The sequence below is a fragment of the Saccharothrix sp. CCNWYY140 genome (assembly GCF_037401995.1).
GTDB lineage: Bacteria > Actinomycetota > Actinomycetes > Mycobacteriales > Pseudonocardiaceae > Actinosynnema.
Window position 1 is genome coordinate 150713 of sequence record NZ_JBBEGC010000006.1, and the last position, 26452, is coordinate 177164.

Here is a 26452-nt window from a genome sequence, read left to right on the forward strand (position 1 = left end):
CGTCAGCCGGCGGTGACAGCGGGCGCGTCGGCCAGGGCTTGGGCGAGCAACCGGTAGGACCGCAGGCGGTCGGCCGGGGCGTGGGTCAGGGTGTTGACCACCAGTTCGTCCACCCCGTGCCGGTCGGCCAGGTCCAGCAGCCGGGCGCGCACCTGCTCGGGGGTGCCGCTGACCAGTGCGTTGACTCCGACGGCGGCGCGGTCCCGTTCCGCCGCGGACCACTCGTGCCCGGCCGCCCGGTCCGGGTCGGGGATCGGCTCGTCGTGGCCGAGGTCGCGGCGGGCGCGCCACAGCAGCAACGCCCGGGACAGCCGCCGCGCCTCGGCCTCGGTGTCCGCGACGAGCACCCGCACGGCGAGCGCGCCGCGGCGGCGGGCGGTCTCCCGGTAGCGCGTCATCGCCGCGACACCGGGGCCGGGGTTGAGGAAGTGCGCGAAGCAGTAGGCGGTGCCCAGTTCCGCCGCCAGCGCGGCCGAGCCGGTGCTGGCGCCCAGCAGCCACAGCGGCGGCCCGGCGGGCAGGCGGGCCAGCAGTTCCACCAGTTTCTCGGGGAAGTCGTGGGCCGGGCCGCCGGCTCGACCCACGCCCAGGTCCACCCGACCGGGGTGCAGGGCGCCCAGGATCGAGAACACCTCGGCGACCTTCGCGGGCGCGTAGCGGGGCAGCAGCACTCCCCCGCTGCCCACGCGCATCGACGTCGTGACCGCCAGCACCGCGCTCGCGGTGATCTCCGGCGCGCTGCCGGCGAAGGCCGCCGTGCCGTGGTGCTCGGCCACCCAGAACCGGTGGTAGCCCAGCGCTTCCGCGGCGATCGCGAGGTCGACGGTGGCGCGCAGCGCCTGCGCGGGGGTGCCGCCCTCGGGCACCGGGGACTGGTCGAGGACCGACAGCAGCACCGGGCGCTACCTCCCCGCCAGGGTGGCCGGCACGATCCGGTAGTCGGCCTGGAACACCAGGTTGTGCAGGTCGGCCGACACGATGGCGCGCAGCGTCGGCGCCTCGGCCTCGGCCTGGGCGGCGTCGAACACGTTGAGCGGCCACTCGCCGACCGTGCCGCCGCTCAGGTGCGGGTGGTGGAAACCGGTGCCGTAGTGGGCGCGCAGGACGACCGGCGCCACGCCGGCGGCGACCTGCTCGGGCCACGACAGCGTCCACAGGGCCTGGAGCCCGCCGTCGACGGAGCCGACCAGGCCGGTGGCGGCCACGGTGCCGGTGCCCAGCAGGAGTTCGGCGTCCAGGTCGGCCAGGACGCGCCGGGCGACCGGGTCGAGCAGGTCCACCGTGGCGGCGAACAGGCGTTCCTTCTCCTGCCTGGTCACCGCGCCGTCGCCGTGGTTGCCGTCGCGCAGGTCGGCGAAGTGCCGCAGCAGCGCGTGGTGGTGAGCGGGGGTCACTTCAGCTCCTCGGTCGGGGTGGTGTCTTGCCCAGGGAGGTCCTTTAAGGTCCGGCCGAGTGCCGCGCGCAGCCTGCTGCCGCCGGAGCGCAGGAACTCCCCGTGCCCCATGTGCGTGAACTCGTGCAGCCGGGTCGGCACGCCGGCCGCGGTGAGCCGGGCGGCGTAGGCGCGCACGTCGCCGACCACGGGATCGGCGTCGCCCACCAACAGGACCGTCAGCGGCAGGCCGGACAGGTCGTCGGTGTGCCAAGGGGTCGCGGGCGGGTCGAGCAAGGGGGTCGGCCCCAGGTAGGCCCGCCAGGACGAGCGCAGGTCGGCGCGGTTGGGGAACTCGTCGCGCGCGTAGGTGGGCGACAGGCACTCCGGGTCCAGCGGCGGGTAGGCCAGCAGTTGCGCGACCGGCGCGTGCGGCCGGCCGCGCAGGGCCAGCGCCACGCTGGTGGCGATGGTCGCGCCCGCGCTGTCCCCGCCGACGGCCACCGGTCCGCCGCCGCGCTCGGTGGCCCACTCGACCACCGCGGCCACGTCGGTCAGCGCGGCCGGGTGCGGGTGGACGGGTGCGGTGCGGTAGCCGACGCTGACCACGGTCCAGCCGCCCAGCGCGGCCACGTCGGCGCACGGCTCGTGCCACCCGGCGACCGAGCCGCCGGTCCAGCTGCCGCCGTGCGCCCAGACCAGGGTGCCCCGGCCGCCCCCGGCGGGGCGGAACAGCCGGACCGGCCGGCCCGCGGCGACCGCGTCGCCCCACACCGCGGCGGTGTGAGCGGTCACGACGCCTGCCCGGTCGCGCGCGTCGGCAGGAACGCCACGACCAGCGCGGCGGCCAGCACGCACAGCCCGGCGTTGACCCAGATGGCCGTGGTGACACCGCTGAGCACGGTGGCCGGGGTCTCCCCGCCCAGCGCGTTGACCCGGGCGGCGGCGATGGCGCTCATGATCGGGATGCCCATCGCGATGCCGACCTGCTGGCTCATCGTGGCCAGGCCGGTGGCCAGGCCCTGCTCGCCGTCGGGCAGCCCGGAGGTCGCCGTGACCATGAAGCCGACGATCGCGATCAGGTTGGCCACGCCGCCGGTGAAGGTGAGCACCAGCAGCAGCGGCATCCACCCCGACGAGGGACCCAGCAGCACCAGGGGCAGCGTCGAGGCGGCCTGGAAGACGAACCCGGCGACGATCGCGTTGCGGGACCCGAGCTTGCCGATGACCTTGGGCGCGACCACGCCGCCCAGCACCGTGCCGACGCCCAGGACGGCGAAGGACAACCCGGCCGCCAGCGGCGTGAAGCCCAGCACCTTCTGGAGGTAGAGGGTCAGCAGGAACACCAGCGAGGTCTCGGTGATGAACGCCAGCAGACCCGCGAAGTTGCCCCAGCCGACGCTGCGGCGCCCCAGGATCGACACCGGCACCAGCGGCTGCGCGACGCGCTTCTCCACCGCCCAGAACACCAGCAGCAGGAGGACGCCCACCGCCAGCGCGACCAGCGCGACCGGGTGGGTCCAGCCGTGCTCGCCGGCCTGCGTCAACCCGAACACGATGGCCAGCAGGCCCAGGGTGACCGTGAGGGCGCCCGGCAGGTCCAGCGTGACCCGCCCCTGCGGACGGCTCTCGGTCAGCACGATCGGCGCGACGACCAGCACGAGCACGGCGACCGGCACGTTGATCAGGAACGCCCACCGCCAGCTGAGCAGGTCGGTCAGCAGGCCGCCGAGGATGGCGCCGGTGGTGAACCCGGCGGCCATCAGCGCGCCGTTGAGGCCCAGCGCCCGGTCCCGCAGCCTGCCCTCGGGGAACGAGGTGGTCAGCAGGGACAGCGCGGCCGGGGTGACCGCGGCGGTGGCCAGGCCCTGGGCGACGCGGGCGATGAGCAGCAGCGCCGGGTCCTGGGCCAGGCCGCCCGCCAGCGACGCGACGCCGAGCAGCGCCATGCCCGCCAGGAACAGCCGGCGGCGGCCGAACAGGTCGGCGACCCGCCCGAACAGCAGGGTGAAGCCGGCCGCGCACAGCGCGAACGACGTGGCGATCCACTGGAGGTTCTCCAGGGAGAAGCCGACGTCGGCCCCGATCGCGGGCAGCGCCACGTTGAGGATGGAGAAGTCCACCGCCAGGGTGAAGCTGGCGGTGAGCAGGACGACCAGGATCAGCCACTGGCGCGCGCCCATCCGCTGGGCGGCGGGCGGCGTCCCGACCGCCGGTCCCTCGGTGTTCTCGACTGTCGCCATCGCGGTTGTCCCTTCGCGCGGTGTGGTGTGGGGAACCCACGATGTCCGCGCGCGCCGAGGTCAACCAGAACCCTGGTCTGCCGACCACTGGCGTGGGTAGCACTGCTGGGGACAGGCGGAGCCGGCGAGCGCCCGGCGACCATGAACGGGTCCGCTCGGCGAACTGGAGGACCTGGGGAATGGACCTGCGTCTTGGTGGGAAGGTGTTCCTGGTGACCGGCGCGTCCGCGGGCATCGGGGAGGCGACCGTGCGGGTCCTCGAAGCGGAGGGCGCGACCGCGGTGGGCCTGTCGCGCAAGCCGGAGCGGGAGGGCGACCTCGCCCTCGACGTGACCGACCCGGCGGCGGCGCCGGCCGCGGTGGCGGAGGTGCTGGCCCGGCACGGGCGGTTGGACGGCCTGGTCAACAACGCTGGTGGGGTGACGCCCCGGGACGGGTTCCTCGCGGTCACCGACGAGGACTGGGCGGCGACCTTCGAGCTCAACCTGCACTCGCTGGTGCGCTTCAGCCGGGCCGCCCTGCCGGCGCTGGTCGAGCACGGCGGCGCGCTGGTGCACGTGGCCAGCGAGGCGGCGCGGTTCCCCGACTACCCGATGGTCGACTACGCCGCGGCCAAGACCGCCGTGCTGTCGGTGTCGAAGTCGCTGGCCGCCGAGTTCGGCGGGCGGGGCGTGCGGTCCAACGTGGTCTCGCCGGGTCCGACGCGGACGTGGCTGTGGGACCGCCCCGGCGGTTTCGCGGAGAAGCTGGCCGAGCGGTTCGGGCTGCCGGTCGAGGAGGCCGTGACGCACTTCGTGCGCGAGGTGCGCGGCCTGCCCACCGGCCGGGTCGGCGACGCCGACGAGGTCGCGCACGTGATCGCCTACCTGCTCTCGCCGATGGCGAGCCAGGTGACCGGCGCGGAGTGGGCGATCGACGGCGGCGCGCTGCGCCAGCTCTGACCACTCCCGCCCCTCGCTCCCGGCGGGCACCGGCCGCGCCGGGTCTCTCGGTGGTCGCCGTCGACCCCCGCTCGCAGTCGCACACGTTGGGGGAAGCGTCATGTCCGCAGCTCTGCTCGCGCTCGCCATCGGCGCGTTCGGCATCGGCACGACCGAGTTCGTGATCGTCGGCCTGCTGCCCGACGTCGCCGGGGACCTGGGTGTGTCGATCCCGGCGGCCGGCCTGCTGGTCTCCGGCTACGCGCTCAGCGTCGTGGTCGGCGCGCCGCTGATGACCGCACTGGGGTCGCGCCTGCCGCGCAAGGTGATGTTGTTGGCGCTCATGGGTGTCTTCGTCCTGGGCAACGTGCTGTGCGCGGTGGCCGACGACTACGCCTTGCTGATGGTGGGGCGCGCGGTGGCGGCGCTCTGCCACGGCGCGTTCTTCGGGATCGGGTCGGTGGTGGCCGCCGCGCTGGTCCGGCCGGAGCGGCAGGCGGGCGCCATCGCGCTGATGTTCTCCGGCCTCACCCTGGCCACCGTGCTGGGCGTGCCGCTGGGCGCGTTCCTCGGCCAGGCGCACGGCTGGCGCTCGACGTTCTGGGCGGTGAGCGCGCTGGGCGTGGTGGGCCTGGTCGGCGTCGCGGCGCTGGTGCCGCGGCAGCCGCGGCCGACCGCGGGCCTGCGCGGCGAACTGGCCGTGTTCGCCCGGCCGCTGGTGTGGTTGTCGCTGCTGACGACGACGCTGGGGTTCGCGGGCGTGTTCGCGTCGTTCACCTACCTCGCGCCGATGATGACCAACCTGGCCGGGTTCGGCCCGAGCGCGGTGGCGTGGCTGCTGGTGGCGTTCGGCGCGGGGCTGTGCGCGGGCAACTACCTGGGCGGCCGGGCCGCCGACCGGGCGCTGATGCCCACCACGTACGCGGTCCTGGCGCTGTTGGCGTTGGTGCTGCTGGCTTTCGCGTTCACGGCGTCGTCGCCCGTACTGGCCCCGGTGACGGTCTTCCTGCTGGGCGTCACCGGGTTCGCCACCGTCCCGGCGTTGCAGATGAGGGTGATGCGCACCGCCGAGGGCGCCCCGGCGCTGGCGTCGGCGGCGAACATCGCCGCGTTCAACCTGGGCAACGCGCTGGGCGCGTGGCTGAGCGGGCTGGCCCTCGACGCCGGCGGCGGATATGCGACGCCGAATGTAATAGGCGCCGCCCTGGCCGTCGCCGGACTCGGTTCCGCGGTGCTTTCCGGCGTGATCGACAAACGACGCATGGTCGAAATTTACGAAACGCAAGCGTTACGCGTTGAACGTTGACGAACAACACCACCTCGCGTGAAGGTGGGACCAGGGGAATTCACCCGCACCATTGTCGAAGAAATGAGAATCGATGCTGGGGAACACGCACACCTCCCGCCGCTCCTTATTAGTCGGGGCTGCCGCCGCTCTGGGCGCCGGAGCCGTGGCAGCCGCTCCCGGCACGTCGCACGCGACTCCGTCGCCGGAGGCCGCGCCGACGCCCGCCGGGCCCACCATCCGGGCCGACGACCCCCGCTACGCGGAACTGCGGACGGGCAACAACCAACGCTACGTGGCCAACCCGGACTACGTGCGGCTGATCACCTCGCCCGAGGACGCCGAGCGGGCCGTGCGCGACGCCGTCGCCGCGGGCAAGCGGGTGTCGCTGCGCGGCGGCGGCCACTGCTTCGCCGACTTCGTCTGCCACCCCGCGACCGAGGTCATCCTCGACGTCTCCCCCATGACCGGCGTCGGCTACGACCCGGTGCGGCGCGCCTTCGTCGTCGAGGCGGGCGCGCGCCTGATGAACGTCTACGAGGCGCTGTTCAAGAACTGGAACGTCACCATCCCCGGCGGCATCTGCTACAGCGTCGGCGTCGCGGGCCACATCTCCGGCGGCGGCTACGGCCTGCTGTCCCGGGCGCACGGCCTCACCGTGGACCACCTGTACGCCGTCGAGGTCGTCGTGGTCGACCGCGACCGCCGGGTCCGCCGCGTCGTGGCCACCCGCGAACCCGACGACCCGCACCGCGACCTGTGGTGGGCGCACACCGGCGGTGGCGGCGGCAGCTTCGGCCTGATCACCCGCTACTGGTTCCGCTCGCCCGACGCCCGCGGCACCCGGCCGAGCGACCAGTTGGTCAGCCCGCCGTCGAAGGTGCTCGTCAGCGCCATCGAGTTCCCCTGGGACGAGATGGACCGGACGTCCTTCGCCCGGCTGATCTCCAACTTCGACTCCTGGCACCTGGCCAACTCCGCGCCGGACTCGCCGTTCGTGCACCTGAGCAGCCTGTTCAACGTCAGCGCCAAGGCGCACGGCGGACTGGGCATGTTCACCCAGGTCGACGCCACCGTGCCGGGCGCCCGGCAGCTGCTGGCCGACTACCTGGCCGCGATCACCGCCGGCGTGGGCGTGACACCGCGCTCGGCGAGCCGGTCGATCGGCGAGATCGGGCCGCTGCCCGGCTACGAGGTGCCCCGCGAGCTGCCGTGGTTGCAGGCCACCCGGCTGGTCGGCACGAACAACCCGACCATCACCAACCCCACCTCGCGCGGCGCGCACAAGTCCGCGTACATGCTCGCCGCGTTCACGCCCGAGCAGATCACCACGCTCTACGACTACATGACCCGCCCGGACTTCACGAACCCGGACACCATGCTGGTGCTGTTCTCCTCCGGCGGCCGGGTCAACGCGGTGGCGCCCGACGCCACCGCCAACGCCCAGCGCCGGTCGACCTACAAGATGTGCTTCCAGACCTTCTGGGAACGGCCCGAGGACGACGAGTTCTACCTGGGGTGGCTGCGCGGCCTGTACTCGGAGTTCTTCGCCGCGACCGGCGGTGTGCCCGTGCCGGACACCCAGGCCGACGGCTGCTACATCAACTACCCGGACAACGACATGGCGGACCCGGCGCACAACCGCTCGGGGGTGTCCTGGGAGGAGCTCTACTTCAAGGGCAACCTCCCCAGGCTGCGTGAGGTCAAGCGGCGCTACGACCCCACGGACTACTTCCGCCACTCGATGTCCATCGCGCCGAAGTGATCGGGGTCCAGGGCTCGGCGGGCGTCCCGTCCTCGACCGCCGAGCCGTACCACGAGGACGGGACGCCCCTCGCCTTCGCCGACCGGATCGCCCGGGCCGAGCAGATGCTGCGGTCCTGCCCGGAGCTGTCGGACCGCAGCGTGGCCGCGGCGACGGGCCTGTCCACCGGCACGGTCGCGGCGGTCCGGGTCCGCGCGGGGGCGCCCGCCGCGGCCCGGATCGGCCGTGACGGGCGGATCAGGCCGGTGAGCTGCGCGGACGGCCGGGAGGCGGCGGCGGACTACCTGACCCGGCACCCCGGCGCGACGCTGCGGGAGGTGGCGCGGGCTGCCGGGATCTCCGTCGGCACCGCGCGCGACGTGCGGACGCGGCTGTGGCGCGGTGAGGAGATCGTGCCGTCGCGGGGCAGAACGGGCCGCAAGCCCGCGAGGGCGGTGCGGCCCACCCCGATCCCCGACAGCGCGACCACCTCCGGCAGCGCCCGTTCCAGCAGGACCCCTTCCAGCAGGACCCCTTCCGGCAGAGCTCCCTCCGGCAGAGCCCCCGAAGGCCGGGCTTCCGAGGGCCGGTTCCCCGAGGGCCGCGCCTCCGACAGCCGGGCCGCGCTCGCCGTCCTGCGCCACGACCCGTCCCTGCGCGGGGCGCAGGCCGGGCGGCAACTGCTGACCCTGCTGGTCGCCCACGCCACCGTCGGTGACTGGCGGCACCTGGCGGAGACCCTGCCCGCGCACTGCGACGACCTCGTGGCCGCGCTGGCCGCCGAGTACTCCGACGGGTGGGCCGAGCTGGCCACGCAGTTGGACCACCGGCGACGCGCCGCGGGCGCGTGACACGGCACGAGGCCCGGCCGTTCCGAAGAGGAACCGCCGGGCCTCGTGGCAGCACGTCAGCGATCGTGGCGGGTCAGCGGTCGCGGAGGTCAGCGGTCACCGCACCTCAGCGGTCGCGAGAGTCAGCGGTCGCGGTGGGAGCGCTCGACCACGCGCGGGATCGGCACCGCGCCCTCCTCCGCCGCGCCCCGGCCCAGCAGGCGCAACGCGGCCTCCGCCGAAGTCCCCGCCTCCGCGCTGTAGAGCAGGATGCGGTGCGCGGAGTCGTCGGGCAGCTGCACGACCTCGAACTGCAACTCCAGGTGCCCCACCTGCGGGTGGGCGAAGTACTTCACCCCGTACGTGCAGTTGAGCACCGGGTGGCGCGACCACAGCGCCGCGAAGAACTGGCTGTTCATGCACAGCTCGCCGATCAGCTCGGCCAGGTGGCGGTCGTCGGGGTGGCGGCCCGCGACCAGGCGCAGCGAGGCCACCGAGCGCTTGGCCTCCTCCTCCCAGTTGACGTACAGGTCGCGGGTGGCCGGGTCCAGGAACAGCATCCTGGTCAGGTTGGGGCGCTCGGCGCTGGACTTCGGGCTGTCCGCGGCGTAGTGCGGCGCGAGCAGCTGGTGGCCCAGGGTGTTCCAGGCCAGCACGTCGCTGCGGCGGTCCATCGCCACCGCCGCCACGCCCTCCATCGCGGCGATCAGCTGCGCGGTCGACGGGCGCACCGCCTCGGCCCGCGCGGGGCTCGCGCGCTTGCGGCGGATAGGTTTGGCCAGGTCGCGCAGGTGGGCGGCCTCGTCCTCGGTCAGCCGCAGGGCGCGGGCGATGGCGTCGAGCACGTTGTCCGACACGTTCTGGCTCTGCCCCTGCTCCAGGCGGGTGTAGTAGGTCACGCTGACCCCGGCGAGCTGCGCCAACTCCTCGCGCCGCAGTCCGGGCACGCGCCGGCTGCCGTAGGAGGCCAGCCCCAGGTCCTCCGGCCGCAGCGCGGCGCGGCGGGAGCGCAGGAAGTCACCCAACTCCGTGTCCATGCCGGCCATTGTCCCGCACACCGGCCCGTTCGGGGCGGCCCGAACCTGACCCTGTCAGTGCCACCCTCGCCCGCCTTTTCTCCCTTTCATTCCCGCGAATAGCGACGCGTGCAACTGTCGAGGAATTCGACGGTTGCACAACGTTCCATCCACGACCGATGCACACCTAATATCGGTTGCACCGATCGCATCGTCGCGGGAAACCCGGATCCACATCCAAGGAATTGACGCGAAGGGACGCCATGCGCTCGATAGCCGTAGTCCTCGGTACCCGTCCCGAGGCAATCAAGTGCGCACCGGTCATCCGCGTGCTGCGGGAGGACCCCCGCTTCGCACCCGTCGTGCTGTCCACCGGGCAGCACCGGCAGATGCTCGACGAGACGCTCGACGTGTTCGGCATCCGGCCCGACCTGGACCTGGGGGTCATGGCGGCGAAGCAGACGCTGTCCCAGGTGACCCACCGGGCGCTCAGCGGCCTGTCCGACTACCTGAGCCGGGAGCGCGTCGAGGCCGTCATGGTGCACGGCGACACCGCCACCACCCTGGCCGGCGCGCTGGCCGCGTTCCACCACCGCGTCCCCGTGGTGCACATCGAGGCCGGGCTGCGCAGCGGCAACCTGCACTCCCCGTTCCCCGAGGAGGCCAACCGGCGGCTGGTCGCGCAGATCGCCGAGCTGCACCTGGCCCCGACACCGGGCAACAGCGCCAACCTGATCCGCGAGGGCGTGAGCGAGTCGCGCATCGTGGTCACCGGCAACACCGTCGTGGACGCCCTGCGCTGGGCGAGCACCCAACCGTCGCGGACGCCGGTCCCCGCGCTGGCCGACTTGGACGACGACCCGCGGCGGATCATCGTGGCCAGCGCCCACCGGCGCGAGTCCTGGCGGATGCTGCCCCACATCGGGCAGGCGCTGCGCGAGATCGCCCAGCGGCCGGACGTGCGGATCGTGGTGCCGCTGCACCGCAACCCGGTCGTGCGGGACGGGCTGCTGCCGCTCATCGGCGGTGTTCCGAACATCACCGTGGTGGACCCGTTGCCGTACCTGGAGTTCTGCCGCCTGATGTGGCGCAGCGACATCATCCTGTCCGACAGCAGCGGCGCCGAGGAGGAAGGTCCCGCGCTGGGCAAGCCGACCCTGGTGCTGCGCGACGTCACCGAGCGGCCGGAGGCGGTGGTCGCGGGCACCGCGCGCCTGGTCGGCCGCACCCGCGACCAGATCGTGCACCACGTCACCGGCCTGCTCGACGACCCCACGCAGCGCGAGCTGATGGCGTCGGCCGCCAACCCCTACGGCGACGGCAACGCCGCCGAGCGGGTGGTGGGCGCGTTGGCGCACTACTTCGGCGACGGCCAGGCGGTCCTGCCGTTCGTGCCCGGCCGCCAGGTCGAGCCGGAAGCGATGGCCGCGTGATGGCCGCGTCGATCGCGGTCGCGGAGGTCGCGCTCGCCGACGGCTTCGTGGACACCACCGTCGTGACCGACGTCGTCGACCTGGTGGTGCCGGGGCGGACCATCGTGGTGAACCTCGCCCACACGCCCGCGGTGGTCGGCGAGCCGCCCACCCGTCCCCTGCCGCCGTTCTCCTCCACGGTGCTGGTGGACTCCTCGGTCGTGCGGGCCGACCGCGTGGCCCTGCTGCGGGTCTCCCCCGCCCTCGACGACGACGCCGCCGCGATCACCGGAGCGCCCGGCTGGCAGCACTTCGCCGACATCCTGCCGAGCTTCCCCCGCGCCACCGGGCTGCACCGGGGTCCCCGCGCGGTCGTCGGCACGACCTCGTTCGACGCGGCACGCGTGCTCGGCGAGGAGCACGCCGAGGGCGAGGACACCTTCGAGATCTCGGTCAACTTGTGGTTCGCCCCCGCCGGCACCGACTGCTCCATCCACAACCGGCACGACTTCATCGAGATCCACAGCCAGGTGCACGGCTACGGCCGGATGCAGAAGTTCCGCGCCGACGACCACGCCACCCTCTACGAGGACCAGCTCATGGGGCCCGGGCACACCCCGCCCGTGCCGTTCTGCCGCACCCGCCCCGACGGCGGCTTCACCTACCCGTGGCACCAGTACCGCGCGGACACCGACTGCGTGTGGCTGGCCGTCGAGTACCACCGGACCGGAGGACGATGATGCCCACCCCACCGAAGTTCACCGGCGAGGTCGTCGCCGACCAGCTGCGCGACGGCTACTGGCTGGAGGCCGCCGACATCGACGGCGACGGCCGGCCCGACCTGTTCGGCTACGGCCTGCGCCTGGGCGAGATCTACTGGTACCAGGACCGGCCGGGCTGGCCGCGCAAGCTGGCCGTCGACGGCTTCCGGATGCCCGTGGGCGCCGACTTCGCCGACGTCAGCGGCAACGGCCTGCCCGACATCGTGGTCTGCCACGAGCTGTACGGGCCGATCGGCACCATCGTCGACCCCGACCCGCGCGGCGGGAAGATCGACTGGGTGGAGAACCCCGGCGCGGCGGACAAGACCGACGCCCGCTGGCAGCGGCACTACATCGGCCGCGCGACCGGCATGCACCGGCTGCGGGTGGGCCACTTCACCCAGTCCGAGCGGCTGGAGGTGATCGGCGTGCCGATCGTGGCCACCGCCGACGTGCACGCCGTGCTGCCGCTGGTCATGTTCACCCAGCCCGACGACGTGCACACGGCCGAGGAGTGGCCGATGACCGTCATCGACGACCACTCCTTCCGGATGATCCACGGCGCGGAGAAGAAGAAGGGGCTGGTGCCCGGCTCCGACCTCGACTCGCTGCTGCTGGCCTCCGACGAGGGCGTCACGTGGCTGCACTACGACACCGAGCGCCGCTGCTGGCTCAAGGAGCTCATCGGCGTCGGCGAGCGGACCCAGTTCGAGAAAACCGGGTTCCGCGGCAGCGGCGACCTGGACGCGGGCGGCCTCGGCGGCGACCCGATGGCGTACGTGGCGGCGCTGGAACCGTTCCACGGCAACACCGTGGCGGTCTACACCAAGGACGGCGAGGGCGGGTGGCGGCGGCACCTGCTCGACGTCTTCGGCGACCCCAACGAGAACGGCGAGGGACCCGGCCACCAGGTCGTGTGCGCCGACTTCGACGGCGACGGCGACGACGAGTTCCTGGTGGCGCTGCGCGGTCCGTGGCCGTGGCAGGGCGTCATGTACTACAAGGCGGTCGACGCCGCCAACGGCGCGTGGGTCAAGTGGCGGGTCGCGGACGAGTCGGTGGCGCGCATCGCCACCGCCGACTTCAACGGCGACGGCCGGCTGGACTTCGCCACCATCGCCTACTCCGTGCAGAACTACTACGTGGCCAAGGACGCCAAGATCATGCTGTACCGCAACGAGATCGCGAGGTAGGCAGTGTCCACTCCGGAGTTACGACGCCCGCCGCTGCCGTCGCTGACGGGTCTGCGCTTCCTGGCGGCGCTGCTGGTGTTCTTCTTCCACATCACCCTGTTCGACTCCCCGATCCCGCCCAACGACCCGATCAACCCGTTCGCCGACGAGGGCCTGGCCCGCGGCCTGGAGTGGTTGTTCAGCAAGGCCGGCTACGTCGGGGTGTCGTTCTTCTTCGTGCTCAGCGGTTTCGTGCTCACCTGGTCGTCGGTGGAGGGCGAGCCGATGCGCGCCTTCTGGCGGCGTCGGGTGCTGAAGATCTTCCCCAACCACGTCGTGGTGTTCATCGCGGCGATGGTGCTGTTCGCCGGGGCGACCACGCCGGTGTCGGGGTGGCTCGCGAACCTGTTCCTGGTGCACTCGTTCTCGCCGGACCCGACGGTGTACGTCAACGTCAACCCGCCGGCGTGGACGCTGTGCAGCGAGTTGTTGTTCTACATGCTGTTCCCGCTGATCATCAAGCCCGTGCGGCGGATCGCGGACAACCGGCTGTGGTTCTGGGCCGCGGTGCTGGTGCTGGCGATGGTGGCCGTGCAGGTGGTCAACCTGACGCTGATCCCGGACACCCCGAAGTCCCCGATCACGCCGATCTCCACCACCCAGTTCTGGTTCGGCTACATCTTCCCGCTGCCCAGGCTCTTCGAGTTCGTGCTGGGCATGGTCCTGGCGCGGGCGGTCATCCGGGGCCGGGTGCCGCACATCGGCCTGCTGCCGGCCGCGCTGTCGGTCCCGATCGGCTACGCCGTCGCGCTGACCGTGCCGTTCGTGTTCGGGTTCGTGGTGGCGACGGTGGTCCCGGTCTCGCTGGTCATCCTGGCCTGGGCGACCGCCGACGTGGACGGGCGGCCCAGCGGGATGCGCAGCCGCTTCGCGGTCTGGCTGGGCGAGATCTCGTTCGGCTTCTACCTGTGCCAGGGGGTGGTGATCTTCTACGGCCGCACTCTGCTGCCCGCCGGTCCGTTCTCCACGCCGACCGCGATCGCCGTGGCGGCACTGCTCTTCGCCGCCACCACGCTCGTCGGCTGGCTGCTGTTCACGCTGGTGGAACGCCCGGTGATGACCCGCTGGTCCCGACCGCGCAAACCGGCGCCCGCTCTGGTTCCGGAGCCGGTCAAAGAACCGACCTGATCCCGCTGCGCCGGTGGGGAAGGGGCCGCCACCCCTTCCCCACCGGCTTCTGCCTGCGCCCACGGAGGCACCCACGGAGGCGGTCAGGGGCGGAAGGTGCGGCGGTAGGTGTCCGGTGGGACGCCGAGGGCGCGGTGGAAGTGGCGGCGCAGGGTGGTCGCGGTGCCCATGCCGGCGGCCGTGGCGATGGTGTCGATGCTGTCGTCGGTGGTTTCCAGGAGTTCCTGCGCGCGGCGGAGGCGTTGGGTGTGCAGCCATTGCAGGGGCGTGGTGCCGGTGACGGCGTGGAAGTGGCGGGTCAGGTGGCGGGAGCTCATGTTCGCCCGCCGGGCCAGGTCCTCCACGGTGAGCGGCTGGTCGAGGTGCCGCGCCGCCCACGGCAGCACGTCGGCCAGCGGGTGGTCGTCCTGCTCCGGCACCGGGGTGCTGACGAACTGCGCCTGGCCGCCGGCCCGGTGCGGTGGCACGACCAGGCGGCGGGCGACGACGTTGGCCACCGCCGAGCCGTGGTCGCGGCGGACCAGGTGCAGGCACAGGTCCAGGGCGGCGGCCTTGCCCGCCGAGGTCAGCACGGTCCCGTTGTCCACGTAGAGGACATCCGGGTCGACCGTCACGCGCGGGTAGCGCGCGGCCAGCTGGTCGGTGTGGGCCCAGTGGGTGGTTGCTCGGAGGCCGTCCAGCAGGCCGGCGGCGGCCAGCACGAACGCGCCGGTGCACAGGGACACCACCCGCGCACCGGACTCGTGGGCCGCGCGCACGGCGTCGACCAGGTCGGCCGGCGGGTCCGCGTCGACGTCGACCAGGGCCGGGACGATCACGGTGTCGGCGTGCGCGAGGCGGTCGAGGCCGTGATCGGGTTCGACCAGGAAACGGCCCACGCGGGCGGGGTGCGAGCCGTAGATGGCGACGTCGTACCACGGGGTGGGCACGGCGGGCGGGTTGCCGAAGACCTCCTGGGCCAGGGCCAGTTCGAAGTGGAGCATCCCGTCGGTGGCGGCGACCGCGACTGAGCGCATGTCCGGAATTGTACGGGTCGTGTCGTTCCGGACACTGGGCGCGGACGAGGTGAGCGGACAGGATTGCCGCAGATCACTTCACAGCACGTGGGAGCAGGCACAGATGAGTTCGAACGTGGCGGTCTTCGGCGCCTATGGGTACACCGGGCGGTTCGTGGTCGCCGAGTTGCGGGAGCGCGGGCACGTCCCGGTGGTCGTCGGACGCGACCGGGAGAAGTTGCTGGCACTGGGGGAAGAGCACGTGCGGCAGGCCTCAGTGGACGACCCGGCGTCGCTCGACCGCGCGTTGGCCGGTGTGGACGCGGTGGTCAACACCGCCGGGCCGTTCGCCGCGACGGCGGGGCCCGTGGTGGAGGCGGCGTTGCGCGCCGGCATCCCGTACGTGGACGTGGCGGCCGAGATCGAGGCGAACGTCGACACCTTCAAGCACTTCGTGGGCCGCGCGGGCGTGGTGGTCCCGGCGATGGCGTTCTTCGGCGGTCTCGGCGACCTGCTGGTGACTGCGGCGCTGGACGACTGGACGTCCGCGGACGAGGTGCACGTCGCCTACGGGCTGAGCAGTTGGCACCCCACCGCGGGCACGGTCCAGTCTGGCGTGGTGTCGGGCCGGCGCCGCGGTGGTCGGCGCGTGCGCTTCACCGGCGGACGCCTGGAGTACCACGACGACGCCCTGCCCACTGTGGAGTGGACCTTCCCGGCGCCGCTCGAGACACAGGACGTCATCGCGGAGTTCACGATGGCCGACGTGGTCACCGTCCCGTCCCACCTGGACGTTCCCGAGGTGCGCACGTACATGTCCGCCAACGCGGCTGCCGACCTCGCCGGCGCGGCGACACCGACCGCCGTGGACGAGCGAGGCCGGTCCGCGCAGACCTTCGTGGTGGACGTGCTCGTGCGCTCGGGCGGTGCGGAACGCCGGATTTCCGCCACCGGACAGGACATCTACGCCATCAGCGCGCCGCTCGCGGTGGAGGCGGTCGAGCGCATCCTCACCGGGCGCATCAAGGCCACCGGCGTGGTCTCGGCGGGCGCGGCCTTCGACGCCCCGGACTTCCTGCGCGCCCTGTCCCCGCACCTGACCGTGCACAGCTGAGCGGCTACCACCGGCCCCGGTCGCGGTGCCACGCCAACGCGGAGTGGATCTGGTGCGCCGCCGCGACCACCTGCGCTTCGGAGCGGCCGTGGACCGGGGGGAAGCGCGCCCAGAACAGGGGCGTCTTCTGCGGGGCGTCGTGGTGGCGCGTGATCCACAGGGCGCCGCCCGGGTTGATCAGACCCTCTGGGTGGATCTCGGCGCCGGCGATCTCGTGCCAGCCCAGCGTCGTGGTCCGCCAGAAGAACCGGCTCTGGAGCCCGTGGTCGCTGATGTAGAGGCCCACGCGCGTGGCGCGGAACAGGACCGCGGCCCACAGGAGCGGCACCAGGCTCTCGACACCGGCCGCGCCCGAACGCAACCGGAAGACCAGCAAGAGGACCGCGATTGCGGCGAAGAGGACCAGAACCGCGTTCCTGCCGATGGTCTCGACCGCCGACTTCGGCACCAACTCGCGCCAGTCGGTTCTCGGGTGTGCTCTCATGGATCTCCTCCGGCTCCTCGGAACCGGAGGTCTCCCCGACCACCACGTGGGTGGCGCCGTGACCGAACCGCTGTCGAGCGGTCGCAATGACGATCACGGGCTGGGTGGGTACTCCCCTCCGCGCGCACCAATATCCGGTACGTCGAGGCGGGGCGTCAAGCGGAGGTGCCAGCACAGCACGTACAGCGTGAGCGCCAGGCCCGCGCCTTGGGTGGTGCCGACGAGGAGTCGGCGGACCCAGTCGTAGGTGCTGACCCGGCTCACCGGGTCGGCGAGCGCGACGACCGCGCCGACGACCGCCGCGGCCACGATCCCGACCAGGACCCAGCTCCGGCCTCGGAGCACCGGCCAGCGGTGGGCTCGTGGTGGGGTGCCTCGGTACCAACCCAGGGTGACGGCGGCGAGGAGGAGCAGGCCTCCCAGCGAGGACACGTAGCCGATCACGTTGTACAGGCGGTGCGGGCCGACGATCGACACGCGGAGCAGGTCCCAGTGGCGCACGGCGATGCCGTCGGTGTGGGTGAAGGTGTCCCAGGCGATGTGGGTCGCGGCGCCCACCACGAGCGAGAGCACCGCCGTGACCGCTGCCCGCCACGTGGGGATCGCGAGGTTCGGCGGGGTGACGCGGGATCGCCAGCCGGCCGAGGACAGCGCCAGCAGGGGCGTGCGGAACACGTGCCACAGGGCCAGCAGGAGGAAACCGAGCAGGAGGTCGATCCCGACCAGACCGACGACCGAGTGCGTGCCGTCGGCGCCGCCGGGGACGGGCAGGTAGTAGGCGACGTCGGGGGCGATCGAGCCGGCCGCGAGGCCGGGGAACCACAGGTGGCGGCGCAACGGGAGCACGGCCGCCGGGTGGGCGAAGGTGAACGGCACGCTGGCGGGCTCCCCCGGTGTCGTGGACTGCCGCCGGATTTTAGTGGTGGCCTGGAAACGCCCCGCCGAGCAGCGGCTTTCCCGCCCGGGGTGCGGCCGTAGGCGTGATTGACAACGATCACGGCGGCCTCCAGTCTGGGAGCGCTCCCAGCCCATCTGCGTCGACGAGGACCACGATGAGACCCACTCGCACCGCCCTGGTCGCGGCGGCCGGCTTGCTCGCCGCGCTCGGCACGGCCGTCCCGAGCGCCGGAGCCGACACCGCCGTCACCGTCACGGTCAACGCCCGCGCCGGGTTGGAGACCGTCCACGACGCCGCGATCGGCGTCAACCACGCCATCTGGGACCCCCAGTTGGGCACCGACGCGGTGGCCGACCTGCTCCAGGACGCCGGCGTCCGCGCCATGCGCTACCCCGGCGGCTCCTACTCCGACATCTACCACTGGCGCGACCACACCGCGCCCGGCGGCTACGTCGCGCCCAACACCGACTTCGACACCTTCATGGCGGGCGTGCGGCGCGCGGGCGGGCAGCCCATCGTCACCGCCAACTACGGCACCGGCACGCCCGCCGAAGCCGCCGAATGGGTCCGCTACGCCAACGTCGAGAAGGGCTACGGCGTCAAGTACTGGGAGATCGGCAACGAGAACTACGGCAACGGCCACTACGGCGCCAACTGGGAGGCCGACGACCACCCGGACAAGAGCCCGGCCCAGTACGCGTCCCTGGTCAAGGAGTACGCGCAGGCCATGAAGGCCGTCGACCCGACCATCCAGGTCGGCGCGGTGCTGACCACGCCGGGCGAGTGGCCCGACGCCATCACCGCCGCCGGGGACGCCGGTTCGTGGAACCAGGTGGTGCTGTCCACCGCCGGGCCGTGGGTCGACTTCGGGATCGTGCACTGGTACCCCGGCGGCACCACCGACGCTCAGGTGACCGCCAAGACCGACCAGGTGTCCACCGCGATGCGCATGGTGCGCGAGCAGTCCCGCCGGTACGCGGGCAAGGAGCTCGCGATCGCCATGACCGAGGTCAACACCTCCTACGGCCGCAACACCCAGCCCGGCGCGATGTTCCTGGCCGACGCGTACGCGACCCTGATCGCGAACGGGGTGTTCACCGTGGACTGGTGGAACGTCCACAACGGACCCGGCAGGGTCTCGGAAGTGGCCGGGCACACCGACTTCGACGACTTCGGCCTGCTGTCCAGCGCCGGCTGCGCGGGAGACGTGTGCCAGCCCGCGCTGAACACGCCGTTCGCGCCCTACCACGCCCTGTCGATGGTGTCGCGCTTCGTGCGGCCGGGTGACCAGCTGGTGGCCGCCTCGGCGTCCGATCCGCTGGTCCGCGCGCACGCCGCCCGCCGCACCGACGGCGGCCTGTCGGTCATGCTGGTCAACCAGGACCCCGAGGCCGCCCGCACGGTGTCCCTGCGCTACTCGGGCTACTCCCCCGCCGGCGACGCGCAGGTCCTGTCCTTCGCCAACGGTGACAGCGGCATCACGACCACGACCGGGACCTCCGGCACCACCACGCTGCCGCCGTACTCGATCACCACGCTGGTGCTGCGCCCGTCCGGCGCCACCGCCGGCCCGGCCACGCCGCCGCGCCCGGCCCTGTCCACCGTCACCGACCGCACCGCGACCCTGACCTGGCCCGCGCTGCCCGCCGGCGTGAAGTACGAGGTCCACCGGCACAACGGCACGGCCGGCGAGCAGTGGGGCGAGACCACCGGCACGTCGTTCACCGCCGCCAACCTCGTGCCCGGCACGGACTACACGGTCAACCTGATCGCCCGCGACGGCGCCGGCCGCGTGTCCTGGTCCTCGCCCCCGCTGACCTTCACCACCACCGCGCCCACCACGTCGTCCTGCGCGGTGCAGTTCCGGGAGACGACGAACTGGGGCAACGGCTACGTCGCCGAGGTCACCGTCACCAACACCGGGACCGACACCCTCGACGGCTGGTCGCTGGCCTACACCTGGCCGACGACGTGGCAGCAGGTCGGCAGCGGGTGGAACGCCACCTGGACCCAGACCGGGACGGACGTGCGGGTCGAGAGCAGCGGCAGGCTCGCGCCGGGCGCGTCGGCGACGGCCGGGTTCGTCGGGGCGTACCAGGGGCCGAACGTGGCTCCGAGGACGTTCACGCTCAACGGGGTGCCCTGCTCGGCCTGACCCCCGTGCGACGGCCCGGGACCTCCCTACCGAGGTCCCGGACCGTTGTGCGTGAGGCGGGCCGTTCCGCGCGATCGGGGCCGGTGGCGGGCGGTTCGCGACTACAGTGCGCGGCATGACCAACCCTCAACCCGGCTGGTACCCGGAGCGTCCCGGCTCCCCGGTGGTGCGCTACTGGGACGGCAACCAGTGGACCCCGCAGACCCGCCAAGCCGACGACTCCAGCCCGTGGGAGGTGGCGCTGGACGGCGCGCACGACCCCAACCGCATCCGCGAGCAGCAGCGCCAGGCCGGCGTGGGCCAGGTCGGGCAAGGCGGCGGGACGCTGTTCACCGAGCCGGTGCTGGTGGTCAACCAGCGGGTGAAGCTGATCGAACTGGCCAACGAGTACGCCGTCTACGACCAGCACGGCCGGCAGTTGGGCGCGGTGGTGCAGGTCGGGCAGAGCGCGTTGAAGAAGGCCCTGCGGTTCCTGGGCAGCTACGACCAGTTCTTCACGCACAAGTTCGAGGTCCGCGACGCCCACGGGCACACGGTGCTGCGGCTCACCCGGCCCGCGAAGATCGTGAAGTCGCGGATGGTCGTCGAACGCGGCGACGGGGCGTCCCTCGGCGAGATCCGCCAGGAGAACGCGATCGGCAAGATCCGCTTCGCGTTCGAGGTCGGCGGCCAGCGCGTCGGCGGCATCCAGGCGGAGAACTGGCGCGCGTGGAACTTCTCCATCACCGACCACACCGGCGCCGAGGTCGCGCGCATCACCAAGACGTGGGAGGGCCTGGCGAAGACCATGTTCACCACGGCCGACAACTACGTCCTCCAGATCCATCGGCCGTTGGCCGACCCGCTGCTGAGCCTGGTCGTGGCGTCGGCGCTGACCGTGGACACGGCCCTGAAGCAGGACAGCCGCGGCTTCGGCTGAGCCGCCGCCACACCGGACGCTGCCCCCGTGGTCGCCCGTTCGGGCGCTAACGACTCCCCCGCACGGCCGATACTCCGAATGGAGGTGCACGCGGGGAGGTAGCGTTGCCGTCGTGGAGCCCAGGCGCGGGGTGGTCGCCCCGGAGCTGGAGCGGTGGTGCCGGGATGCCGGGGACGGTGACCGGCGGACCGCCGTCGTGCGGCTGCGCGGGACGGCGGAGGTCGGGCAGGCCGTCGAGCGGCTCGGGTCGCTCGGCATGGAGGTCACCAGCAGCGGTCCCGGCTCCGTCATCGGCACCGTCACTCCCCCCGCCGTGCGCCGGATAGGTCAGCAGACCTGGGTGCTCGCCGTCGAAGGACCCCGGACCCTCAGGTCGCTCCGGCACGGCTGAAGGGCGAGGGCGATGGAGCCTAGACGGGACACGGTTCTGGACGCGCGGCTGCGGGGAGCGGCGGCGTTCGCGGAGTCGGACCTGCCGGTCGAGGAGAGCATCGGGGCGCGGACGTTGGGGCGGGAGACCGCGCCCCGCCGCACGACGGTGAAGCTCCTGGTGCGGTCGGCGGAACTGGAGGCGGTCGAGGAGTGGCTCGACGCGGCCGGCGGGAGCGTGGTGTCCGCGCCGCCGGACCCCGGCTCGTCGGGACAGGTGGTGGTGCTGGCCGGCGTGCCGGTCTCCGCGCTGTCCGATCTGGACGGACAGCCGTGGCTGCTGCGGGCCGAGGCGCCCAAGGAGATGTTCACCCGCATGGACCAGGCGCGCGGGCCGGTGACCGGGCTGGACCGGGTCCAGGCCGCGCACGGCGACCTCACCGGCGCCGGCGTGCTGCTGGCCGTGGTCGACACGGGCGTGGACTGGTCACACCCGGACTTCCGCCACGACGACGGCACGACCCGGCTGGAGCGGTTCGTGCACGCGCACGTCCCGCAGGGCACGGAGGAGTCGAAGTTCGACGTCTTCGACGCCGGCGCGATCAACAAGGCGCTCAACGGCGGCCCCGCCATCCCGCCCGGCGACCCGGGCGGCCACGGCACGCACTGCGCGTCCATCGCCGCCGGCAACGGGCGGGGCACGGCCAACCGCCGCTTCCGCGGGGTGGCGCCCGAGGCGTCGCTGATGGGCGTGCGCGCCGAGCCGCTGCTGGACGTGCACATCATCGAGGGCATCCGGCAGGCCTTCGCGCTGGCCGGCGACCGGCCCGCGGTGGTCAGCCTCAGCCTGGGCGGCCACTTCGGCGCCCACGACGGCACGTCGGCCATCGAGAACGAGATCGCCCGCGCCACCGGGCCGGGGCGGATCGTGGTCGTGGCGGCCGGCAACGAGGGCGACGACGGCGTGCACGCCCAGGGCCGCTTGGTGGTCGGCGAGGAACTCACGTTCACCGTGCGGGTCCCGGACACCGGGCTGGTGTTCTGCGACGTGTGGATCCCGCGCGGCGACGAGGTCGACGTGTTCGTGGAGACGCCCGACGGGACGCGGTTCGAGCCCAACACCGGCGAGACGTCCACTCCGGACGGGGTCTTCGTGGCCGACTTCGTGGAGAACCCGGTCAACCGCGAGCAGAACCTGACCTTCCTGATGATCAACGGCACGGTCGACGACCGGTGGACCATCCGCATCACGCCGCTGTCCGTCGTGCACGGCGAGGTCCACGCGTGGGCGGGGTCGGTGAACGGCGGTCGCCTGATGTTCCCCGGCGCACCGGTGGAGGGCTACTCCCTCGGCATGCCCGCGACCGAGGAGCGCGCGATCTCGGTGGGTTCCCTGATCAGCCGCAACAGGTTCGAGGGACCGCAGGGCGACGCGGCCCTGCCGGGCCTGCCGGTGGACACCCTGTCGACGTTCTCCAGCCAGGGCCCCACCCGCTCGGGCGCGCAGAAACCCGACATCGTGGCACCGGGCCAGGTCGTCACGGCGGCACTGTCCGCGGGCTCGGAGATGGCCACGGAACCCCGTTTGGCGGCGCGCCGGCACCCGTCCGGCAAGTACGTCACCATCCAGGGCACCAGCATGGCAACCCCGTTCGTGGCTGGCGTCGTCGCCTTGATGCTGCAACGCGAACCCCGCCTGACCCCCGAAGAGGTCCAGCAACGCCTACGCGTCACAGCCCGCCGCGACCAGTCCACCGGCCCGGTGTGGAACCCGCGCTACGGCTGGGGAAAGCTCGACACGGAAGCCCTGTTCCGCGACTGATGCCCGATGGGGCTGAGCCGGTCCGCGGACCGGCTCAGCCCCATCACGGTCACGGGTAGTACAGGCTGGGACTGCGGGCGCTGTACTGGTAGTTGCCCGAGCAGTCGTACAAGTCGACCTCGCTGTACGCGGTGCCGCTGCCGCTAACCGACACGTGACCCTCCGGGTAGCGCCCGTAGTGGTCGAGGAAAGCGGTGTACTTGTAGTGCCAGGTGCCGTTGACCCGGATGTACAGCTTGGCCGTGCACGAACCCCGGTTGTTGCTGTTGAGGTAGAAGTCCGCCGACACCCGCTTGTAGGTGGACGAGTAGCTGACGCACGCGCCCACGTCGTAGGTGTTGCGGCAGCCCCCGCCGCTGGCCGCCTGCGCCGTGTGCGGCGCGAGCAGTGCGAACAGCGCCGCCAGCAGCGGCAGCGCCAGGAATCTGCGCACCATCGTTCCTCCCTCGGTCGATCCGTCGAGATGCCCTGGAACGCCGGTGGACCGCAACGTCTCTCCCCCGGCGAACGACAACGTAAGGAGGGGTTTCACGCGTCCTGCATCCGTCGACTATCCGGGGGTGGATCGAGTGCGGTTCGGCGTGCTGGGACCGGTCGCCGCGTGGCGCGGGGACGCGGCGGTCCGGATCGGCGGTCCGCGGGAGAAGAAGCTGCTCGCCGTGCTCCTGCTCGCGCACGGGCGCGCGGTGGGGCTGGACCGGCTGATCACCGTGCTGTGGGACGACGAACCGCCCGGGACCAGCCGGGCGCAGGTGCACAACTGCGCCGCGGCCCTGCGGCGCAACCTCGGCGTGCCGATCACGTGGGCCTCGGCGGGTCTCGTGCTCGACGCGGACGACGTGGACGCGGACCGGTTCCAGGCCCTGGTGCGGGAAGCGGACGACCTCGTCGCGGCGCGGCGGTTCACCGAGGCCGGGGACCGGTTGCGCGCGGCGCTCGCGCTGTGGCGCGGACCCGCTCTCGCCGGGCTCGGCGGTCGGGTGCTCACGGCCGAGGCCGACCGGCTGGAGGCACAGCGGCTGGCGTGCCTGGAGCGGAGGCTGGACGTCGACCTGGAGCTGGGCCGGCACCGCGACCTCGTCGGCGAGCTGGCCACGCTGGTGGCCGAGCACCCGCTGCGGGAGTCGTGGCACGCCAAGCTGATGCTCGCGCTGTACCGGTCCGGCCGCCGTGGTGACGCGCTCGACGCCTACCAGCGGGCCCGCGAGGTCCTCGCCGACGAACTCGGTCTGCCGCCGGGGCCGGCGCTGGCGGAGCTGGAGGTCATGGTCCTGCGCGACGACGCCGCCCTGCGCCACGACACCGGACCACGGCACGACACCGGACCGCAGCACGATCCCGGACCGCGGCACGACACCGGACCGCAGGACGAGACCGCATCACCAGGCGACGCCGTGCCGCGCGCCCGGCCGCCGGCGCCGACGCCCCGGCAGCTGCCCGCCGACATCGGGGGTTTCACCGGGCGGCGATCGGAGCTGGCCGCGCTCGACGCCGCCGTCGACCGGCCGCTGGTGCTGATCACCGGTCCGGCGGGCATCGGCAAGACCAGCCTGGCCGTGCACTGGGCGCGGCGGGTCGCCGACCGGTTCGCCGACGGCCAGCTGCACGTCGACCTGCGCGGCCACTCGTGGTCGCCCGCGGTGGAGCCCGTGGAGGCGTTGGGGCGGTTGCTGCGGGCGCTGGGTGTGCCGCCGGAGGACGTGCCCGCGGACGTGGACGAGGCCGCCGCCGCGTACCGGACCGCGTTGGCCGGGCGGCGCGTGGCGGTGCTGCTGGACAACGCGAGGAGCGTGGCGCAGGTGCGCCCGCTGCTGCCGGGCGAGCCGGGGTGCCTCGTCGTGGTCACCAGCAGGCACCGGCTGCCGGGCCTGGTCGCCAAGGAGGGCGGGCACCGCGTCGAGCCCGCCGCGCTGCCCGTGGCCGACGCGCTGGAGTTGCTGCGCCGCCACGTCGGCGCGCAGCGGGTGGCGGCGGAACCGGCGGAGGCGGCGGAGCTGGTGCGGTTGTGCGGCGGCCTGCCGCTGGCGCTGCGCATCGCCGCCGCGGCCGTCGCCGACCAGCCGCTGGCCGAGTACGTGCGGCGGTTGCACGACGAGCGGCTGAGCGGGCTGTCGCTGGGCGACGACGACCAGGCCGACGTGCGGCGCGCCTTCGACCTGTCGCACGCTCGGCTGAGCCCGGCCGCACAGCGGTTGTTCGGCCTGCTGGGTGTGGTGCCGGGCGAGGACTTCGCGGTGGCGGCAGCTCAAGCGCTGTCCGGCGGATCGGACGTGCGGCCGGTGCTGGACGAGCTGACCGCCACGCACCTGCTGGAACGACGGGCCAGCGGCCGGTTCGGCTTCCACGACCTGCTGGGCCTCTACGCCGCGCGGCTGGCCCCGGCCGACGAGGCGCGGCGGGCGTCGGCCCGGCTGCTGGAGCACTACCTGAGCGGGGTCGAGGACGCCGCCCGCGCGTTGTACCCGGACAAGCCGCGGCTGCCCGTCACGACTTCGGGAGCGGGTTTCCCGGACGAGGCCGCCGCGTCGGCGTGGCTGGACGCCGAGCGGGCCAACCTCGTCGCCGCGGTCCGCGCCGCGCCCGGCCGGGAGGCCGTCGCGCTCGCCGACGGCCTGCGCGGGTACTTCGAGCTGCGCGGCCTGCACGCGGACTGGCGGGTGGCCGCCGACGCGGCCCTGCGTGCCGCCGAAGCCCCGCGCGACCGCGCCGCCGCGACGCTCAACTCGGCGGCGGCCCGCTTCGGCGGCGCGGACTACGACCTGGCCGAACACGAGTACGGGCTGGCGCTGGACCTCGCCCGCGCCGCCGACTGGGCGGCCGGGGAGGCGGAGGCGCACAGCCGGATGGGTGTCGTGCTGTGGGAGACCGAGCGGCTGCACCCGGCGGTCGACCACCTGCGGGCCGCCCTGCGCGTGGCCGAGCGCGCCGACGACGCGGCCGGCCAGGCCTCCGCGTGGCACAACCTCGGTGTGGTGCTGTGGCACCTGGGCGAGCTGGAGGGCGCGGCGGCCCACTTCGAGCGCGGTGCGGCGTTCTTCGCCGCGGCGGGCTCGGTGAGCGGCACGAGCAAGAGCCGGACCTGTCTGGGCGGTGTGCTGTCCCACTTAGGCAGGTACGCCGAGGCGGACGACCTGCTGGAGCACTCCGTCACCGTGCACGCGCGGCTGGGCAACCGGTCGTTCGAGGCCCTGGGCACGGCCCTGATCGCCGTGCTGCACCGGGACAGCGGCGACCTGGGCACCGCCGTCACGCGCGGGCGGTCCGCGGTGCGGCTGGCCGAGGACCAGGGCCGCACGCGCAACCGCGTCGACGTGCTGAACATGGTCGGCGGGGTGCTGGTGACCGCGTCGCCCGAGGAGTCGCGGCGCCACCTGGAGACCGCGCGGGCGCTGTCCCAGGTCGGCAGGCCGTACCTGACCGGTGTGGTGCAGGCGTGCCGGGGCTTGGCGGAGCTGTCCCTGACGACCGGGCAGGTGTCGGGTGCGCGGGCGCTCGGCGAGCGCGCCCTGGTCCCGGCCCGCCGCGCCGGGTACCGGATGGAGGAGGGCACGGCCCTGACCACGCTGGCCCTCGGGGCGTTGACCGAGCACGACTTGGTGGAGGCCGGATCGCTGGCGGCACAAGCGGAAGCCGTCCTGCAAACCACCGGCTACCGCTACGGCACCGAGCGCGCCGCCGCCGTGCTGGCGAGGTGCGTCCCCGGCTGACACCGGGCGCGGGCGCGGGCGCGGTCTCGGCGGCGGGGGGCGGGCC

Annotated in this window: 23 protein-coding genes; 14 read left to right on the forward strand and 9 right to left on the reverse strand. The window is 73.2% G+C overall.

What is annotated here, in order from left to right:
* Window positions 1-2 precede the first annotated feature (2 nt).
* Genes WBN91_RS05845 through WBN91_RS05860 form a run of 4 tightly spaced genes read right to left on the reverse strand, consistent with a single transcriptional unit; the run spans window position 3 to window position 3615 of the window.
* Window positions 3-896 (reverse strand): MsnO8 family LLM class oxidoreductase, encoded by an 894-nt coding sequence (locus tag WBN91_RS05845; protein WP_337722351.1) that lies wholly within the window; start codon window positions 894-896, stop codon window positions 3-5.
* A gap of 6 nt (window positions 897-902) precedes the next feature.
* On the reverse strand, window positions 903-1394 hold the full coding sequence (locus tag WBN91_RS05850; protein WP_337722350.1) for a hypothetical protein: 492 nt from the start codon (window positions 1392-1394) through the stop codon (window positions 903-905).
* Complete coding sequence (locus WBN91_RS05855; protein WP_337722349.1) at window positions 1391-2167, reverse strand: alpha/beta hydrolase; 777 nt, start codon at window positions 2165-2167, stop codon at window positions 1391-1393. Before WBN91_RS05855 ends, WBN91_RS05850 begins: the two co-directional genes overlap by 4 nt.
* A complete protein-coding gene (locus WBN91_RS05860) occupies window positions 2164-3615 on the reverse strand; it encodes an MFS transporter (RefSeq protein WP_337722348.1) in 1452 nt (483 codons plus the stop codon). Before WBN91_RS05860 ends, WBN91_RS05855 begins: the two co-directional genes overlap by 4 nt.
* Before the next feature lie 179 nt (window positions 3616-3794).
* Here WBN91_RS05860 and WBN91_RS05865 point away from each other — a divergent pair, with 179 nt between their 5' ends.
* The 4 genes from WBN91_RS05865 to WBN91_RS05880 all read left to right on the forward strand — a co-directional run bounded on the left by WBN91_RS05865 (window position 3795) and on the right by WBN91_RS05880 (window position 8415).
* Window positions 3795-4556: an SDR family NAD(P)-dependent oxidoreductase gene (locus WBN91_RS05865; RefSeq protein WP_337722347.1), complete on the forward strand. Its 762-nt coding sequence runs from the start codon at window positions 3795-3797 to the stop codon at window positions 4554-4556.
* Between the two features lie 100 nt (window positions 4557-4656).
* Complete coding sequence (locus tag WBN91_RS05870; protein WP_337722346.1) at window positions 4657-5841, forward strand: MFS transporter; 1185 nt, start codon at window positions 4657-4659, stop codon at window positions 5839-5841.
* A gap of 73 nt (window positions 5842-5914) precedes the next feature.
* Window positions 5915-7585 (forward strand): FAD-dependent oxidoreductase, encoded by a 1671-nt coding sequence (locus tag WBN91_RS05875; RefSeq protein WP_337722345.1) that lies wholly within the window; start codon window positions 5915-5917, stop codon window positions 7583-7585.
* Entirely contained in the window at window positions 7582-8415 is an 834-nt protein-coding gene (locus tag WBN91_RS05880; protein WP_337722344.1) for a hypothetical protein, read from the forward strand. Before WBN91_RS05875 ends, WBN91_RS05880 begins: the two co-directional genes overlap by 4 nt.
* A gap of 122 nt (window positions 8416-8537) precedes the next feature.
* Here the strand turns inward: WBN91_RS05880 and WBN91_RS05885 are convergent, their stop codons facing one another.
* A complete protein-coding gene (locus tag WBN91_RS05885) occupies window positions 8538-9431 on the reverse strand; it encodes a helix-turn-helix transcriptional regulator (protein ID WP_337722343.1) in 894 nt (297 codons plus the stop codon).
* Between the two features lie 242 nt (window positions 9432-9673).
* Here WBN91_RS05885 and wecB point away from each other — a divergent pair, with 242 nt between their 5' ends.
* The 4 genes from wecB to WBN91_RS05905 are packed head-to-tail and all read left to right on the forward strand — an operon-like array spanning window position 9674 to window position 13943.
* The gene (wecB, locus tag WBN91_RS05890) at window positions 9674-10843 is read left to right on the forward strand and encodes a non-hydrolyzing UDP-N-acetylglucosamine 2-epimerase (protein ID WP_337722342.1); all 1170 of its coding nucleotides are present in this window, start codon (window positions 9674-9676) and stop codon (window positions 10841-10843) included.
* The gene (locus tag WBN91_RS05895; RefSeq protein ID WP_337722341.1) at window positions 10843-11562 is read left to right on the forward strand and encodes a hypothetical protein; all 720 of its coding nucleotides are present in this window, start codon (window positions 10843-10845) and stop codon (window positions 11560-11562) included. Before wecB ends, WBN91_RS05895 begins: the two co-directional genes overlap by 1 nt.
* The gene (locus WBN91_RS05900) at window positions 11562-12776 is read left to right on the forward strand and encodes an FG-GAP repeat domain-containing protein (RefSeq protein WP_337722340.1); all 1215 of its coding nucleotides are present in this window, start codon (window positions 11562-11564) and stop codon (window positions 12774-12776) included. Before WBN91_RS05895 ends, WBN91_RS05900 begins: the two co-directional genes overlap by 1 nt.
* 3 nt (window positions 12777-12779) lie before the next feature.
* Complete coding sequence (locus tag WBN91_RS05905) at window positions 12780-13943, forward strand: acyltransferase family protein (protein ID WP_337722339.1); 1164 nt, start codon at window positions 12780-12782, stop codon at window positions 13941-13943.
* Between the two features lie 83 nt (window positions 13944-14026).
* Here the strand turns inward: WBN91_RS05905 and WBN91_RS05910 are convergent, their stop codons facing one another.
* Window positions 14027-14959, reverse strand: a complete 933-nt coding sequence (locus WBN91_RS05910) for a helix-turn-helix domain-containing protein (protein ID WP_337722338.1) — start codon at window positions 14957-14959, stop codon at window positions 14027-14029.
* A 103-nt stretch (window positions 14960-15062) separates the two neighbouring features.
* Between WBN91_RS05910 and WBN91_RS05915 the strand changes: the two genes are divergently transcribed.
* Complete coding sequence (locus WBN91_RS05915) at window positions 15063-16052, forward strand: saccharopine dehydrogenase family protein (RefSeq protein ID WP_337722337.1); 990 nt, start codon at window positions 15063-15065, stop codon at window positions 16050-16052.
* A 4-nt stretch (window positions 16053-16056) separates the two neighbouring features.
* Here WBN91_RS05915 and WBN91_RS05920 read toward each other — a convergent pair whose 3' ends face one another.
* A complete protein-coding gene (locus tag WBN91_RS05920; RefSeq protein WP_337722336.1) occupies window positions 16057-16536 on the reverse strand; it encodes a hypothetical protein in 480 nt (159 codons plus the stop codon).
* A gap of 93 nt (window positions 16537-16629) precedes the next feature.
* Window positions 16630-17412 (reverse strand): DUF4184 family protein, encoded by a 783-nt coding sequence (locus WBN91_RS05925; protein WP_337722335.1) that lies wholly within the window; start codon window positions 17410-17412, stop codon window positions 16630-16632.
* Between the two features lie 176 nt (window positions 17413-17588).
* On the opposite strand from WBN91_RS05925, the gene WBN91_RS05930 reads away from it, so the two are divergent.
* The 4 genes from WBN91_RS05930 (at window position 17589) to WBN91_RS05945 (ending at window position 22699) form a co-directional block, all read left to right on the forward strand.
* A complete protein-coding gene (locus tag WBN91_RS05930) occupies window positions 17589-19589 on the forward strand; it encodes a cellulose binding domain-containing protein (protein ID WP_337722334.1) in 2001 nt (666 codons plus the stop codon).
* Window positions 19590-19704: 115 nt separating this feature from the next.
* The gene (locus tag WBN91_RS05935; protein WP_337722333.1) at window positions 19705-20508 is read left to right on the forward strand and encodes a phospholipid scramblase-related protein; all 804 of its coding nucleotides are present in this window, start codon (window positions 19705-19707) and stop codon (window positions 20506-20508) included.
* A gap of 112 nt (window positions 20509-20620) precedes the next feature.
* Window positions 20621-20899, forward strand: a complete 279-nt coding sequence (locus tag WBN91_RS05940) for a hypothetical protein (protein ID WP_337722332.1) — start codon at window positions 20621-20623, stop codon at window positions 20897-20899.
* A gap of 12 nt (window positions 20900-20911) precedes the next feature.
* Entirely contained in the window at window positions 20912-22699 is a 1788-nt protein-coding gene (locus tag WBN91_RS05945) for a S8 family serine peptidase (RefSeq protein WP_337722331.1), read from the forward strand.
* 49 nt (window positions 22700-22748) lie between these two features.
* Here WBN91_RS05945 and WBN91_RS05950 read toward each other — a convergent pair whose 3' ends face one another.
* A complete protein-coding gene (locus tag WBN91_RS05950) occupies window positions 22749-23135 on the reverse strand; it encodes a hypothetical protein (protein WP_337722330.1) in 387 nt (128 codons plus the stop codon).
* A 124-nt stretch (window positions 23136-23259) separates the two neighbouring features.
* Here WBN91_RS05950 and WBN91_RS05955 point away from each other — a divergent pair, with 124 nt between their 5' ends.
* Window positions 23260-26406: an AfsR/SARP family transcriptional regulator gene (locus WBN91_RS05955; RefSeq protein ID WP_337722329.1), complete on the forward strand. Its 3147-nt coding sequence runs from the start codon at window positions 23260-23262 to the stop codon at window positions 26404-26406.
* The last annotated feature ends 46 nt before the right edge of the window (window positions 26407-26452 follow it).